The organism is Mesorhizobium silamurunense, assembly GCF_014843825.1.
GTDB lineage: Bacteria > Pseudomonadota > Alphaproteobacteria > Rhizobiales > Rhizobiaceae > Mesorhizobium > Mesorhizobium silamurunense.
Map to the genome: position 1 here is coordinate 18,943 of NZ_JHQR01000028.1, position 13,460 is coordinate 32,402.

Below are 13,460 nucleotides of genomic sequence, written 5' to 3' on the forward strand. Positions count from 1 at the left end.
CATGCACAGAGACAGTCCAGAACGCCGGCATCGCCGCGCCGGCCTATTCGACCGCCAACCACGCCAGCGCTTCCACCATCCGAACTTCGAGATCCGTGACATGCAGGGCTGGAAGTCGATCGAAGCGGAGGGAAAGCTGCCCGAGGACGGCTGGCGCAAGGAACAGAAATGGGCGCTGGACATGGGCCTGCCGGGATCGGATTCGATCATCGACAGGTCGATCCCCACATTCGCACGCGGCGAGCTGCCGCATTTCGCCGGCATCAACACCTTTCTCAAGGCGCCCTATGTCGAGAACGTCCGTGATGTCGGCAGGTATGACGCGGCCGTCATGGGCATTCCTTTCGACAGCGGCACCACCTACCGTCCCGGAACCCGTTTCGGGCCGCAAGGCATCCGCCGCATTTCGGCGCTCTACACGCCTTACAATTACGAGCTCGGTGTCGACCTGCGCGAGCAGATGACGTTGTGCGACGCCGGCGACGTTTTCACCATCCCGGCCAATCTCGAAAAGAGCTTCGACCAGATCACCAAGGGCGTCAGCCACGTCGCTTCCTCGGGCGCGCTGCCGATCATGCTGGGCGGCGACCATTCGATCGGATTCCCCTGCGTGCGCGGCATTGCCGACGTGACCTCGAAGCGCATCGGCATCATCCATTTCGACCGCCACATCGATATCCAGGAAAAGGATCTCGACGAACGCATGCACACCACGCCCTGGTACTGGGCGACCAACCTGCCGAACGTCTCGGCCACCAATCTGGTGCAGCTCGGCATCGGCGGCTGGCAGGTGCCCCGTTACGGCGTTGCCGAGGCGAGGAAGCGCGGCACCAACGTGCTGACGATTTTCGACATCGAACAGATGGGGCTGGAGAAGACGGCGGAGATCGCGCTCGAGCTCGCGTGGAAGGATGCCGACGCCGTCTACGTCTCCTTCGATGTTGACAGCGTCGACTGCGGGTTCGTGCCCGGCACCGGCTGGCCGGAGCCCGGCGGTTTCCTGCCGCGCGAGGCGCTGAAGCTGCTCGGGCTGGTCACGGCGCCCGGCATTTGCGGGCTGGAAGTGGTCGAAGTGTCGCCGCCTTACGACACATCGGACATCACCGCGCTGTTCGGCGTGCGGGTTGTCGTCGAGGCCCTCGGCTCGATGGTCGCCCACGGCACGCTCGGCAAGCACAAATCCATCATCGACAAGCCGACGAGCTTTTGACCATGCACGATGATCATCATCACCATGGCCATGACCACGCCGACCATCACGGGCCGAATGGTCACCACCATCATCCGCACCCTGTCGGTCACAACGGACCGGCAGGCAAGCCGCTGCAATGGCAGACGCCGCATTTGCCGCACGACCATGCACACGAACCTGCCGACCCGCGGGCGACGGATCTCGATCTCGTCGAAATCGCCTTCCTCGAAGGCTTTGCTCGGGCGCCCGACACCTCCAGTTTCCTGCGGCTGGCCGGAATTCCGTTCGTCGGCGAAACCTCCGACGGCTTGCGGCTGCATTTGCTGCGTGTCGAGACGCAGGACATGGTCGATGTCGGCGCCGTCATGCCGCTGATCGGCGGCGGCGGCGTGACCTATCACCCGCTGCCCGCGAAACTGACGTCGCACAGGCGGCGCCTCGCTTTCGTCTACCATGACGGGACCGAGCAAAGGCCGCTCGACTTCGGCGAGGCGCGACTTTTGGCCGACAGGTCCGGGGCCGTGCAGTTCGCGATACCGGGGTCCGGACAATGAGCCCTGGCTTCGAACCGATCATACCCCTTTCAAGCAGGTCCAGAACGATGAAAACAACGCTTTCGATTCTCAGCAGGCCCGCCCCGGCAGCCTTCTCCAGGCTTGCCCTGACCGCCGCCGCGGTCCTCATGCCGTCATTGGCCTACGCCCACAGCGGCGGCTTCAATGTCCACGGCTTCGTGAGCGGCCTGCAACACCCGCTGGCCGGCATCGACCACCTGCTTGCAATGATGGCTGTCGGCACCATCGCCGCCCGGACCGGCGGCAGAGGCATCTTCGTGGTGCCGTCGTGCTTTGTCCTCGCGATGATCGCTGGCGCCCTGCTCGGCATCGCCGGAATCGGTCTACCGTCGCTTGAGTCCGGCATCGCTGTGTCGCTGGTGGTGTTAGGCGCCATGATGGCGCTCGCCAGACCATTGCCTCTTGCCATCGCCGCGTCGCTGACTGTCCTCTTCGGGCTCTTCCACGGCAATGCCCACGGCCTCGAAATTCCCGAGACAGCGAGCGGCATCGCCTACGCGGTTGGCTTCGTGGTCGCTACATCGGCTCTTCACACGACCGGTGCGTTGGCGGCCATGACGCTTCGGCGCTGGCCCGGAGCCATCCGCACGGCAGGGGTCGGCACGTCGTTGGTCGGCGTGGCACTTGCGGCGCAGATCATCTGAGTGGCAGCCGGCGCATCGGCGAAGATCAGGAGACGAAGGCATGATCAAGCGGCTAACAGTTTGGCAGCGCATTCGAAACATGCTGTATCAGATCCTGAAGATCCGGGCTGAACGGCTCTGATCGCATTCGCTCGAGATCAAACCCGCGACCGGCTTCGTGCCGGCCGCGGTATCGCATGCGTACAGAGGCTCGCTTGGCTTGAGCATTTTCGATAGATTTTCCTTGGCTGGACGGGTTGCGCACCCCCAACCCAAACGCCAGAAAGAGCGCCACATGATACACGACGCCATTGTCATCCACATCGAAGTAGTAAAATGCCATCCATCAGAAATTGTCGGAAGGGTAGTTCGTTCCTATCGCCATTGTGAAGCCCGCCGCCTATTTTCAAGCTCGGCTGGGCGGCTTGCTCGTCCGCAGAAATCTATAGGGACTTAACTTCGTTGCTTGGTGAGGGGCCAAGTGAAGGTCGACAAGACGTTTCCTAAGAAGAAAGGCGATTATATATTTGACAACCAAGCAACGCCACTTAATGGAAGGCCCTATGATCATAATAGCCGTCATAGCCTACTAGGTTTGGCGATCTTCTTGGTGGAGCGCTACGACCTCTTTGTGTCCGTAATCCAGCGGATCGGCCGCCTGACCCGGCAAATGCCCCATAAAGCCGCCGAAAACCGTTCCGCTGGCCTTCAAAAAACGCCTCATTAGCCTAACGAACAGAACTGCGCTCCCTGCGCAAAGCCCTCCATGCGGGAGACAACGGTCGTCCATCGGAATAGAACTGGCTTGGCCGATGCCCGCATTGCCCCCTAACGGATACGCCGCGACTGTTGCTTGCACGGGAGAACGCCAGCGCCAACTGACCGCACTCTGCCGTTGTTGAATCGCGACCTGAATGGAGAAACGCCATGACTCGCATCCTGTTCGTCGGACAGAAACCCGAAACCGTCGACTTTTCAGATCCGTCTCTGCCGCCCGGCTTCGATGCCCAGAAGATCAACGCCGGCATCGCCGTCGGGGTTGCCAAGATCGAGGAACGTGGCTGGCAATGCGACACGTGCATGATCACGCCCGATGCCGCCGGATACGCCATGCTCGAAAAAGCGCTCGGCGAGGCTTCCTACGACTGCGTGGTGATCGGTGGCGGCCTCAGGCTTCCGCCCAAGAGCCTGCCACTGTTCGAAACGGTAGTGAATATCATTCACAAAGCGGCGCCATACGCGGTGATCGCCTTCAATACGCAACCCCAGGACACCGCCGACGCCGCGGCCCGTCAACTGAAGGCGCGCTGACAAGCGCCCACGGGGGGCGGGCCTGCAGGTACAGGCTTCATTCTTCAGCTCTCGATTCGGATAGGCACGTCACGAAAGCAGGGTAACGAGCATGACCGTTCGTCAATTTGCGATTAATATTCCGGATAAGACCATTGAGGACCTACACATGCGGCTGCGGGAGGTTAGGTGGCAGCCTGTCCTTCATGAGACGCCTCTTAGATCACTGGCTGCACCGCTTCGACCGGCGCGCGCAAGAAGCGCGGCTTAATCGCCTTTCCCAGCATATGGCGACCGTGAACGGGTCGAACATCCATTTCGTCCACCAGTCCGGCAATGGTCCGTCATCCTTGCCGCTCACCCTCACGCACGGGCTGGCCAGGATCTTTCATCGAAATGGAGCGGATCATCCCCTTGCTGGCGGATCCCCGGCGCATATGGCGGCGACCCCAACGACGCTTTCCACGTGATGGTCCCCTCCCTGCCTGGATACGGCTTCTCGGACGCGCCATCCCGGCCGGGCATAAACTTCCCAAGAAATCGCGATCATGTGGCGTAGCTTGATGGCGGAACTCGGCTACAATCGGTTCGCCGCGCAAGGTGGTGACATTGGCGCCGGGGTTTCGATGTGGCTGGCAAAACTGTTTCCGGATAAGGTTTGCGGCATTCACGTGAATTATATTCCAGGGAGCTACCGACCACCCTTGGGGGTGGAGTTGCCCCCCACGACGGCAGAGGAGCATGCGTCCCTCGACAAGGGAGCTTCCTGGTCGGCACTGGAAGGAGCTTAAGCTACGCTGCAAGCGACCAAGCCCCAGACTCTGTCCTTCGCGCTGACCGATTCTCCGCTGGGATTGGCAGCCTGGATCGCCGAGAAGGTTCGTTCATGGAGCGATTGCAAGGGCGACATCGAGAGCATCATCTCGATGGATTCGCTGCTTACCGACATCTCGATCTACTGGTTCAGCGACAGCCTGACCGCGTCGCTAAGTCTGTACAAGGAGAACCGCTGGAGGCATTGGCAACTCATGCGGGAAAAGTGCTACTCCAAGCGGTGGCGTTGCCCTCTCGTCGGGCGCGAAGGACAGCGGACGAAGACGTCGGTCGCCGCACCTGTCAAAGCCGCCTCCCGTACGAGAGCCGACCTCATCGTTGGCGAATAGCTCAGTGTCAGATCTTCAAAAATCGGTAGGCGAAGCGATCGGTCTCGCCTTTGATCGAGGGATCGAACACCTTGATCGAGTGCGCATCATCCTTGTTCGCGAGGATGGTGCTTTCTGCGTCCAGTACGAAGCCGGCTGCCTCCACCTCCTCGCGGACGGAGGCAGGGTCGATCCGATGCAGCGACTGGGTGTCGCTCGTGCCCGACCCAGCGGCGGCGGCGTGGTCTACGATGACGTAGGATCCACCGGGCTTCAGCCGCTCGTGGACGGCTCGATTGAAGTCGGCCGCCGTCGCGCCCTTCTTCTGGATCAGCGCGGTGTGGAGATCGTGGTAAAACAGGTGCAGCCACAGGACATCCGCTGGCTGCGTGGCCTGCGGCATCGCCACGAGGTCCGCTGAGACGGCTTCGACGTTCTCTCGGCCCAGCTCCTTCGAGAGCGTCTGGATGCGGCCAACCGGATCGTTCTTGAAGTGGGCGACTTCGGCCGGCACGAAGCTGTAGACCCGTCCCTCTGGTCCGACGATGTCGGAGAAGAGGCGCGTCCAGTCGCCGTCGCCTGGGTAAACGTCGATCACGATGGAGCCCGCATCTACACGTGCGAACCGGATCAACTCGGATAGCTTGGATTGGTCATACATCGGAATCTCCTTTACGGGTGGGCATTCGACGAGCGGGCGGCGTACAATGGGGCGATTTTCGGCTGATCTACCGTCTACCCGACCTGATGGCCGAAGATGGCCGGCGCTATGCAGGCCCGGCCGCGCCCATCTGCGCGGCGCGCGCCAGTGCTTGTGTGTCGACGTATTCCCGGATGTTGGTCAGTCTGCCGTCCCGGACCGTGATGGCGAAGATCCAGTCGTCCTCGAACGTCTTGTTCGTGGCTTTGATCTTTCCCCTAGCGAAGCCGACGACGAGGACCCGGTCTCCTTGCGCCACGAACTCCCGGGGTTCCGTGGACGTTTCTATCGACTTGGATGCCGTCTCAAGCAAATCCGCCAGCCCGGCGTGTCCGTGGCGCGTTCCGGCCAGTGGCCAGTCTTTGCCGGGGATGATCCACTCGATGTCTTCGGCGACCAGCGCCAGCAGAGCCTCCCTGTCGACGCGGCCGATCGCGGCGAAGAAGTCCTTCACGGTCTGGATGTTCTTCTCGATACTCATGGGAATTTCTCCATTTCGCACGGATCGCATCGCGCTCGATCCGATCCGTGCATCGTGGCCCTGCCGGTAGGCACGTCCGTGTTCATCCGTCGAACTTGACCAAGTCCTTGAAGATCAGTTGACCCCAGCTATTTCCGCGCGCCTGGACCAGCAGCCCACCTTCCGACAGCCCGCCAAGTTTGATCGGCGAGAAACCGAGCTTTTCCGCGAGCGCACCAATCTCCGCTGCGGCGTCGTCATCGTCGCTCGCCAGGAACACGACCCTCCTGCCACCATGCACGGCCGGATCTTGGGCAAGGACGGCAGCGACCAAATGGTTGAAGCCCTTAACCAGTCTAGCGCCAGTGAAGGCCTGCGCGACGGCCTTGGAAGAGGGTTGTCCTCCCAGTTCCTCAGGGGACACGCCGTAGGCGTTGGTCACATCGACGATGGTCTTCCCGTGCCAACTGGGCAGCACCTTCGCGACCTCTCGGTGCGACTCGAAATGGACCGCCAAAAAGATGATGTCCGCCTTGAGGGCGTCCGCCAATTTTTTGGGGATGATCGTGGGACCGACCGCGGCCGCAGCGGATGCAAAGCGTTCCGGGTCGCGCGTGGTTGCAACGGATACTTCGATGCCGTTGCGGGCAAACGCCTTGGCCAATGCCTGGCCGATATTGCCGAATCCTATAATTGAATAGCTCATAATGCTTTTCCGATCTTGTTTTAACGCCGGGGTCAGACCTGCGCCATGCCTCCGTCGACGGCGAGATCCACGCCAGTGATGAAAGAACTTTCATCGGAGGCGAGGAACGTGACGGCAGCGGCGATTTCCTCTGGTTTGCCCCTGCGACCCATTGGGATCTGTGACGCAAACTGGGCGGCCGCTTGCTCGGCTTGCTCAGGGGTAAGGCCAGTCGTTGTCTCCAAGGCCGGCGTCTCGATTGCTCCGGGACTCATTGCATTGACGCGGATTTTGCGGTCTTTGAGCTCCAGTGTCCAAGCGCGCGCGAAGTTGCGTACAGCCGCCTTACTCGCGGCGTAGGTACTAAACCCTGGAAGCCCCAACACGTTCGACACTGAAGAGTTCAGGATGATCGAACCGCCGTCTTTGAACAGGGGAAGGGCCTTCTGCACCGTAAAGAACAGACCCTTCACGTTCACATCGAAGGTCTGATCAAAATGTGCCTCAGTGGCGACCGCGAGCGGTGCGATTGTCCCCGCGCCCGCGTTCGCGAAGAGAATGTCGATGTGACCATGTTTCTCCTTCACGACGGCATAGAGGCGATCCAGATCTTCCAAGAGCGACACGTCACCCACGACCGCCGTAACGTTTCTCATGATGAAGGCTGCGGCCTCCTTCAACTCTTTCTCTCTTCGCCCGGTAATCACGACGTGCGCTCCTTCTTCTACGAAGCGCTTTGCTGTGGCCAATCCGATCCCGCTGCTTCCGCCCGTGATGACGGCGATCTTACCTTCGAGTTTTTTCATAATCTTTGTCTTTCTTTGCGCGCGGGCCAGGCACGGACCGCGCTGGGGTCAAAGTTGCGCCAGGCCGCCGTCGACGGCGACCTCGCTGGCGGTCATGAAGCTGCTGTCCGACGACGCGAGAAAGGCAGCCACCGCCCCAATTTCCGCGGGATCGGCCATGCGCTGGAGCGGAGTCATCGCGCCGTAGGCCTTCTGGCCCTCCTCGCCCAGCGCTTCCTTCGCGAGTTCAGTTGCCGTCGCCCCGGGCGACAACACATTTACCCGGATGCCGGTGCCCTTCAGGTCCTCCGCCCAGGTCCGCGCGAGATTGCGCACTGCCGCCTTGCTCGCGCTGTAGGCAGTGAATCCCGGGGCGCCCGTGGTGCCAGCGCTCGATCCGGTCAGGATGATCGAACCGCCCGGGCCCATCAACGGCAACGCCTTCTGGACCGTGAAGATCGTGCCCTTCACATTGGTGTCGAAGGTTTCGTCAATGTGCTCGGCGGTGATCTGGCCGAGCGGAAGCGGGCCTCCGGCCCCGGCATTGGCGAAGACGATATCGAGGCTTCCGCGCTCGGCCTTCACAGCCGCGTAAAGCCGGTCGAGGTCGGCCTCATTCGAGACCGAGCCTTTCACCGCGCGGGCATTGGCCCCGAGGTCCGCCACGGCGGCGTCGAGCGCTTCCTGTCGGCGGCCGAAGATGAAGACGAAGGCGCCCTCCTCGACGAATCGCTTTGCTGCGGCGCGGCCGATGCCGGTGGCGCCGCCGGTGATGACGGCGGTCTTTCCATTCAATCTGGTCATGACGTGCATCCTTCCAGGCTTCCGCCTTGGTCATTCGGGAAAGCCCCGAGACCTTGAAGATGGGTCTGCCGAGGTCAGGCGTTGAGTGAGGAAGCGCGCACATGGGTGGTGCGAAATCGATCCGGTACGGCTGTTAACGGCAGCCGCGACGATAAGGTTCCGCCGTTCGGAATTGGGCCCCGCTCGTCGACAAGTGTTATGAGGGCCGCCCTGTACTGTTGTACGATAAGTAAGGGCTTTGGAAGGCGCACCGCGCGGTGCGGGATTGCACCATGATCGACTGGGATGACGTTCGCTACTTTCTTGCCGTCGCACGCGGAGGCTCGGTGCGGGCCGCCGCCAAGAGCCTCGGTGTGAACCACTCGACCGTGCTGCGACGCATCGCCCAGCTCGAGGACCGCCTCGGGGCGCACATGTTCGAAAAGCTGCCTTCGGGCTACCGCCTGACGGCTGCGGGCGAGGAGGTCCTCGAGCTCGCGGAGCGGATGGAAGCGTCGTCGCACCAGCTGGAAACGCGCGTCTTGGGGCGCGACCAGAGCGTGCGCGGGCTTCTGCGGGTGACGCTGGCACCACCCCTCGCGACACACCTGCTCATGCCGGACTTCGCCGATTTCGCGCGTCTGCATCCGGACATCGAGATGGAAATCTTGTCGTCCGGCGAGCTGGCAAATCTGACCAACCGAGAGGCCGACGTCGCGATCCGCGTCGTCTACGACCGCAAAACCCTGCCCCTCAATCTTCACGGCCTGAAGGGACCGGAGCTGTTCGGCGGCGTCTACATGTCCTGCGATCGACTAGCCGCGTGGCGTGCGGGCGCGCCTGATCCCATCCGGTGGATCGTCATAAGCATTCATGGAATTCCGGAATGGGCCAGCGAGGGTGAGGTTCGCACCACGGGAGTCCCGTTCAGGACCACGGACGGCGAGGCGCAGATCGTTGCAGTACGGCAAGGGCTCGGGATGACGACACTGCCGTGCTTCATTGGCGATGCCGACCCCCTACTGGTGAGGGTGCCGGGCACCGACCTGCACATGTACGGAACGGTTTGGCTTCTCACACAGGGGGAAACACGCAAGACAAAGCGCGTGCGGCTCTTCACCGAGTTCGTATCCCGGAGGCTCGCCGCCTACGCGCCGCTTCTCACGGGACTGTCCGTATCGCGCGAGGCGACGGTGCAGCCGTCGCCGGCCAGATGACCGAATGGCGGCTTTTAGGAGCAACGAACCTTTGGCACGAATGACCGAATGTGCTGAAGGGTTTCGGGTGCCGGCAGGCGTACGAAAGCCTCTCATGCAGGAACCCGCGGTCCGTGCGCGGTGAGCTATGGGGATTTGTGTTTTGGGGTGTGCCAGCGTCTGTCGCGGACGTCCGCATGGGGCGCTGGTGGCTGGTCGAGCATCCGGCTTCTGGGCCAGGTCGAAGAGCTTCTTGCGGTTATACCGACGGGCTTCACGTGCCTGACGACCGGCGCCATAGTCGCGCATCGCCCGTTCGAATCGTTGCACAGCGGCTGGCAGGAAAGTCACGACTTTCTCGACCTCAGGCTGCAATGCCAGCTCTGCTTCAATGCCCTTCCGGCGCTCTCGGATGGCCCTGATCTCATCTGCCACTTCCTCGCCTTCCACAAAGCCCTTGGCAATCTGATCGACGACGCGCGACATTTCTCGCTTGGCGACTTCTAGGTCGCGCTCAAGCATGATCCGCTTGGCCGCTTTGTCGCCGATCAGCCGTTGTCGCTCTTCCTGATAAGCAGCGATGTAGGTCGTCAGATTCTCAGGCGAATGCAGCTTAGCTACGAGGCCTCCAACGACCAGCTTTTCGACCGTATCGAGATAGATGGCGAGGGCACCATCTAGCCGCCCCGCCAATTGGAGAACAGTGATCGCCCCCCGCCGGTCACCTCACGTTGCTCAGTTGGAATTCGTCGGTAGCATGCGCTCGTTGGGATCGATCGGACCTAGGTCCTTCACGACCCGGAAACGACCGCTCTGCGCCTGCGCGATGTACATGTTCATGCGAACATGGTGCTGGCCGGGAACCATTTCGGCCGGACCGCCCGGGCCGTCGCTGATCCGTGCGTGATCGAGAGCCCGGATGACCGCGTCCCGCTCGACACTGCCCGCTTCCTTCACCGCCGCTTCCCACATCTTGATCGCCCGGTAGTGGCCAGTGCAACCGCTGCCCGCGGTCAGGGTGGCACCACCGGAGAACCGTTCGCTGTAGCGGCGCAAGAGCGCGCGACCGAACGGTTCGTCGAGTTCCTGATAATAGTCGAGGCAGCTGTAGAGGCCCTCGATCTGCTCGGACGGCACCAGATTGAAGAAGTTCTCGTCGAAGTAGGTGCAGACGATCTTGCCGCCGCGTTTGCCGAAACCGGCCTTGTGCAGTTCTTCGAGGAACGGTGTCAGGCCCGGCGGGACGATGGTGTTGAAAACCACGTCGGTTCCGCTCGCCATGATCTGCTGCACCGTCCGCCGGAAATCGACGGTGTCCAGCGGAAAATACTCCTCGCCGACGATCTCGCCGCCGTTGGCGCGCACCGCCCGGCTCGCGGCCTTGTTCAGCAAATGGGGCCAGATGTAATCGGCCGACGGCAAATAGAACCTCTTCGCCCCAGTGCTGTTCATGAGCCATGGTATAAGCGGCTCGACCTGCTGCGCGGGCACGGGCCCGGTGCAGAAAATCAGGGGATCGTTTTCCTGCCCCTCATACTGCTCGGTATAGATGTAGAGCGTCCTGCCCCGGGTGACCGCCTCGCTCTTGATGGCCAGGCGGGTCGAACTGTAGATGCCGCCGACGACCACATCGACCTTGTCGACGTCGACCAGTTTCGCGGCCTTTGCCTTGGCGACACTGTCGATGGTCTCGCCATCCTCGATGACCAGCGCCACCGGCCGGCCGAGAAGGCCGCCTTTGGCGTTGATGTCGTCGACGAGCATGGTCGTGAGGTTCGCGTTGGCGATGCCCATGAAAGACAATGGGCCGGTCAGTTCGGCGATGAGGCCGATCTTGATTGGTTTCGGATCCATCTTTTTTCTCCGATTCTGCGTGTTCGAGTTCTGGGGTTCGGCTTCCGAGGTGCTTGCCAGGGTTGCGCGCCTGCCCACCGGCACGCGGCGCGCAGCCAAGACGTCATGCCTCGTAGTGGCCGAGCAGCAGTGCAGCCTGCGGTTTGCCGACATGGCCGGCTTCCTGGAGGATCGCGGGCACCTCCGGATCCGACACGAAGTTCTTCCAACCCTCGGCGTCCCAGTCGAAAATCGCCCAGACGCGGTTAGGTTCCGTCGGGTCGCGGAACACGGTTGCGCCGTTCGAACCGTGCAACCGGCGCTTGTCGGCACCCTTGGTCGAAAAGATACGGATGAAGTGGTCGCCGTCCGCCACCCTGGTCGTTGCGAGAAGCATCTGATTTCCTCCTGTCGGTCGCGGCCACCATTGGTCCGTCGACAGGATCACGATGCGCGCCCCGGAGGACGCGCGCATAGGGTGGATTCCCTATGTCTGCGTCTCGCCCGGCCGGTCAAGGGCATGCTCGACCGCATAGAGGGCCGCGGCGGCGCGGGTGGTCACGCCGATCTTGGCATAGACGCTCTGGATATGATGGTCCGCGGTCTTGGGCGAGATATCCAACTTCCGGGCCACTTCCTTCGCCGTAAGCCCGGCGGCGATCAGGCGCAGCACCTCGATCTCGCGCGGCGTCATGCCGGCCAGCGCCCGCGGCAGGGTCCGCCGCGAGGGCTGCCCCGCGAAGGACAACACGGCCTCGGCGGCGTCGTGGCAGATGCAGCCGTCACGAACAGCTGCGCGCAGCTGGGCTGCCGCCGCCTCGCTGGACAGCGCCTTGCGGTGAGGACGTTCCTCTCGCGACGTCTGGAAGGCTTCGGCAGCGGCCAGGATCCTGGCGGCCGGAGACAGATCGGAGCCGCTGACCTTGCGGTGATATCCCGAACCGTCCAGGCGTTCGTGATGGCGCAGCACCAGCGCGCCCATCGCATCGCCGTCATGGCCGAAGGAAGCCAGCGCCCGCTCGCCGTAATAGGCGTGCAGCTGCGCGGCGTCGCGCTCGCGCACCGACAGCGGACCGTTGCGCATCCAGGTCGCCACCGGCACCACGAGTTCGCCGATGTCATGGATGCATCCCGACCAGCACAGTGCGCGCACGTCAGGGTCGGGCAGCCCGATCCGTTTCCCCGCACCCGCGGCCAGTTCCGACACCATCCGCGAATGGCCCTGCGTAAACGGCATGCGCATGTCGATCATGTCCGCAATGGCAAGGAACGCCTCATCGCAAGCCCCCTCATCCAGGGTCACCGGCGGATCGGGCTCCAGCGCCAGGATCGTCTCGCGGTCGACCGTCGCGCCGATGCCCTCCATCAGCATCGCTGCGTTGGCGGAGACCAGCCGGGCCAGATTCGCTTCGTACGGGCCGTCGGCGCGACTGGCAATGGTTTCGGCCATCCCCTCGATGCCGACGGCATCGCTCAGCGCAATAGCATCCTGCGCCAACGTGATCAGACGCACAGCCGGCAGGACATCCTCGCCGCTTACCCCACGCGGCAGGCCCTTGCCATCCCATCGTTCGTAGATCTGTCCAAGATTTCGCCGGACCTCGTCGGACAGGCCAAGTCGCTCACCGATCCGCTGGGCGACCTCGCAATGCGCTGTGAGCACCGGGCGGGCGACAGCGAGCGCTTGTGACATCGCGGCCTCGATCGCCTTGGTCTGCGCGTCAGGAGCGAGATCGTAATAGAACCGCTTGAAGGCCTGCACGAAGACCCTGCCGAGTTCAGCGCGGTTGCCCATATCGAGACCGACAAGATCCTGGCGAAGCGCGATTTCGTCGCCGAAGGTGGCCGACAGCAGGTCCGTGTCCGCATTGCAGCCGACATAGCGCAGCATAGACTGATGATGGGCGTTGCGCCGAACCTGTTCAGGAACGCCCGCAAGCTCGGCGATCCGCATTGCAAGTATGCAAGATTTCAGCGCGAAGTCGCGAGAATGGCCCGTCGCGAGGTCCGAAGCATAAGCGAGGACCATCATGAAGTCCGCTCGGCGTATCGAGACGTCTGTCATCGCACACCCCCAGGGAGCCCTATGCTAGCCCTGCGTGCCGCTAATACCTAGGGGAAAAGTCCCAAGCCTGATGTGCTTCATTGCGAAGACCGAGCGTCCTGTTTTGGGCCGAAGAACGAACCCGCTGCGCG

General features: G+C 62.4%; 18 protein-coding genes. 9 read left to right on the forward strand and 9 right to left on the reverse strand.

All coding sequences use genetic code 11. From position 1 onward, the window contains the following. Position 1 precedes the first annotated feature (1 nt). The 3 genes from DH10_RS02975 to DH10_RS02985 are packed head-to-tail and all read left to right on the forward strand — an operon-like array spanning position 2 to position 2,411. The gene (locus DH10_RS02975; protein ID WP_192384174.1) at positions 2-1,210 is read left to right on the forward strand and encodes an agmatinase family protein; all 1,209 of its coding nucleotides are present in this window, start codon (positions 2-4) and stop codon (positions 1,208-1,210) included. 2 nt (positions 1,211-1,212) lie between these two features. Continuing rightward, positions 1,213-1,746: a hypothetical protein gene (locus DH10_RS02980; RefSeq protein WP_192258025.1), complete on the forward strand. Its 534-nt coding sequence runs from the start codon at positions 1,213-1,215 to the stop codon at positions 1,744-1,746. A gap of 47 nt (positions 1,747-1,793) precedes the next feature. Next, positions 1,794-2,411 (forward strand): HupE/UreJ family protein, encoded by a 618-nt coding sequence (locus DH10_RS02985; protein ID WP_192258023.1) that lies wholly within the window; start codon positions 1,794-1,796, stop codon positions 2,409-2,411. Between the two features lie 52 nt (positions 2,412-2,463). On the opposite strand, the gene DH10_RS02990 is transcribed toward DH10_RS02985, so the two are convergent. Continuing rightward, positions 2,464-2,733: a hypothetical protein gene (locus DH10_RS02990; RefSeq protein WP_192258021.1), complete on the reverse strand. Its 270-nt coding sequence runs from the start codon at positions 2,731-2,733 to the stop codon at positions 2,464-2,466. 138 nt (positions 2,734-2,871) lie between these two features. Between DH10_RS02990 and DH10_RS02995 the strand changes: the two genes are divergently transcribed. The 4 genes from DH10_RS02995 to DH10_RS36220 all read left to right on the forward strand — a co-directional run bounded on the left by DH10_RS02995 (position 2,872) and on the right by DH10_RS36220 (position 4,843). Continuing rightward, the gene (locus DH10_RS02995) at positions 2,872-3,117 is read left to right on the forward strand and encodes a hypothetical protein (protein WP_192258019.1); all 246 of its coding nucleotides are present in this window, start codon (positions 2,872-2,874) and stop codon (positions 3,115-3,117) included. A gap of 200 nt (positions 3,118-3,317) precedes the next feature. Then, the gene (locus tag DH10_RS03000) at positions 3,318-3,701 is read left to right on the forward strand and encodes a hypothetical protein (protein ID WP_192384175.1); all 384 of its coding nucleotides are present in this window, start codon (positions 3,318-3,320) and stop codon (positions 3,699-3,701) included. A 185-nt stretch (positions 3,702-3,886) separates the two neighbouring features. Then, positions 3,887-4,150, forward strand: coding sequence for an epoxide hydrolase N-terminal domain-containing protein (locus tag DH10_RS38085; RefSeq protein WP_425515265.1), 264 nt, complete (start codon positions 3,887-3,889; stop codon positions 4,148-4,150). A gap of 384 nt (positions 4,151-4,534) precedes the next feature. Next, on the forward strand, positions 4,535-4,843 hold the full coding sequence (locus DH10_RS36220; protein ID WP_210327748.1) for a hypothetical protein: 309 nt from the start codon (positions 4,535-4,537) through the stop codon (positions 4,841-4,843). 7 nt (positions 4,844-4,850) lie between these two features. Here the strand turns inward: DH10_RS36220 and DH10_RS03010 are convergent, their stop codons facing one another. The 5 genes from DH10_RS03010 to DH10_RS03030 all read right to left on the reverse strand — a co-directional run bounded on the left by DH10_RS03010 (position 4,851) and on the right by DH10_RS03030 (position 8,256). Then, positions 4,851-5,483, reverse strand: coding sequence for a class I SAM-dependent methyltransferase (locus DH10_RS03010; protein WP_192384176.1), 633 nt, complete (start codon positions 5,481-5,483; stop codon positions 4,851-4,853). A gap of 106 nt (positions 5,484-5,589) precedes the next feature. Then, entirely contained in the window at positions 5,590-6,003 is a 414-nt protein-coding gene (locus DH10_RS03015; RefSeq protein WP_192384177.1) for a nuclear transport factor 2 family protein, read from the reverse strand. 82 nt (positions 6,004-6,085) lie between these two features. Next, positions 6,086-6,688, reverse strand: a complete 603-nt coding sequence (locus tag DH10_RS03020) for an NADPH-dependent F420 reductase (protein ID WP_192384178.1) — start codon at positions 6,686-6,688, stop codon at positions 6,086-6,088. A gap of 32 nt (positions 6,689-6,720) precedes the next feature. Beyond that, entirely contained in the window at positions 6,721-7,473 is a 753-nt protein-coding gene (locus tag DH10_RS03025) for an SDR family NAD(P)-dependent oxidoreductase (RefSeq protein ID WP_192384179.1), read from the reverse strand. A 48-nt stretch (positions 7,474-7,521) separates the two neighbouring features. Then, on the reverse strand, positions 7,522-8,256 hold the full coding sequence (locus DH10_RS03030; protein ID WP_192258006.1) for an SDR family NAD(P)-dependent oxidoreductase: 735 nt from the start codon (positions 8,254-8,256) through the stop codon (positions 7,522-7,524). A gap of 272 nt (positions 8,257-8,528) precedes the next feature. On the opposite strand from DH10_RS03030, the gene DH10_RS03035 reads away from it, so the two are divergent. Continuing rightward, positions 8,529-9,452 (forward strand): LysR family transcriptional regulator, encoded by a 924-nt coding sequence (locus tag DH10_RS03035; RefSeq protein WP_192258004.1) that lies wholly within the window; start codon positions 8,529-8,531, stop codon positions 9,450-9,452. A gap of 147 nt (positions 9,453-9,599) precedes the next feature. Then, positions 9,600-9,938 (forward strand): hypothetical protein, encoded by a 339-nt coding sequence (locus DH10_RS03040; RefSeq protein ID WP_192384180.1) that lies wholly within the window; start codon positions 9,600-9,602, stop codon positions 9,936-9,938. 228 nt (positions 9,939-10,166) lie between these two features. On the opposite strand, the gene DH10_RS03045 is transcribed toward DH10_RS03040, so the two are convergent. The 3 genes from DH10_RS03045 to DH10_RS03055 all read right to left on the reverse strand — a co-directional run bounded on the left by DH10_RS03045 (position 10,167) and on the right by DH10_RS03055 (position 13,218). Beyond that, complete coding sequence (locus DH10_RS03045; RefSeq protein WP_192384181.1) at positions 10,167-11,285, reverse strand: substrate-binding protein; 1,119 nt, start codon at positions 11,283-11,285, stop codon at positions 10,167-10,169. A gap of 103 nt (positions 11,286-11,388) precedes the next feature. Further along, complete coding sequence (locus DH10_RS03050; protein WP_192384182.1) at positions 11,389-11,661, reverse strand: hypothetical protein; 273 nt, start codon at positions 11,659-11,661, stop codon at positions 11,389-11,391. A 90-nt stretch (positions 11,662-11,751) separates the two neighbouring features. Then, the gene (locus DH10_RS03055) at positions 11,752-13,218 is read right to left on the reverse strand and encodes an HD domain-containing phosphohydrolase (protein ID WP_246811478.1); all 1,467 of its coding nucleotides are present in this window, start codon (positions 13,216-13,218) and stop codon (positions 11,752-11,754) included. Between the last annotated feature and the right edge of the window lie 242 nt (positions 13,219-13,460).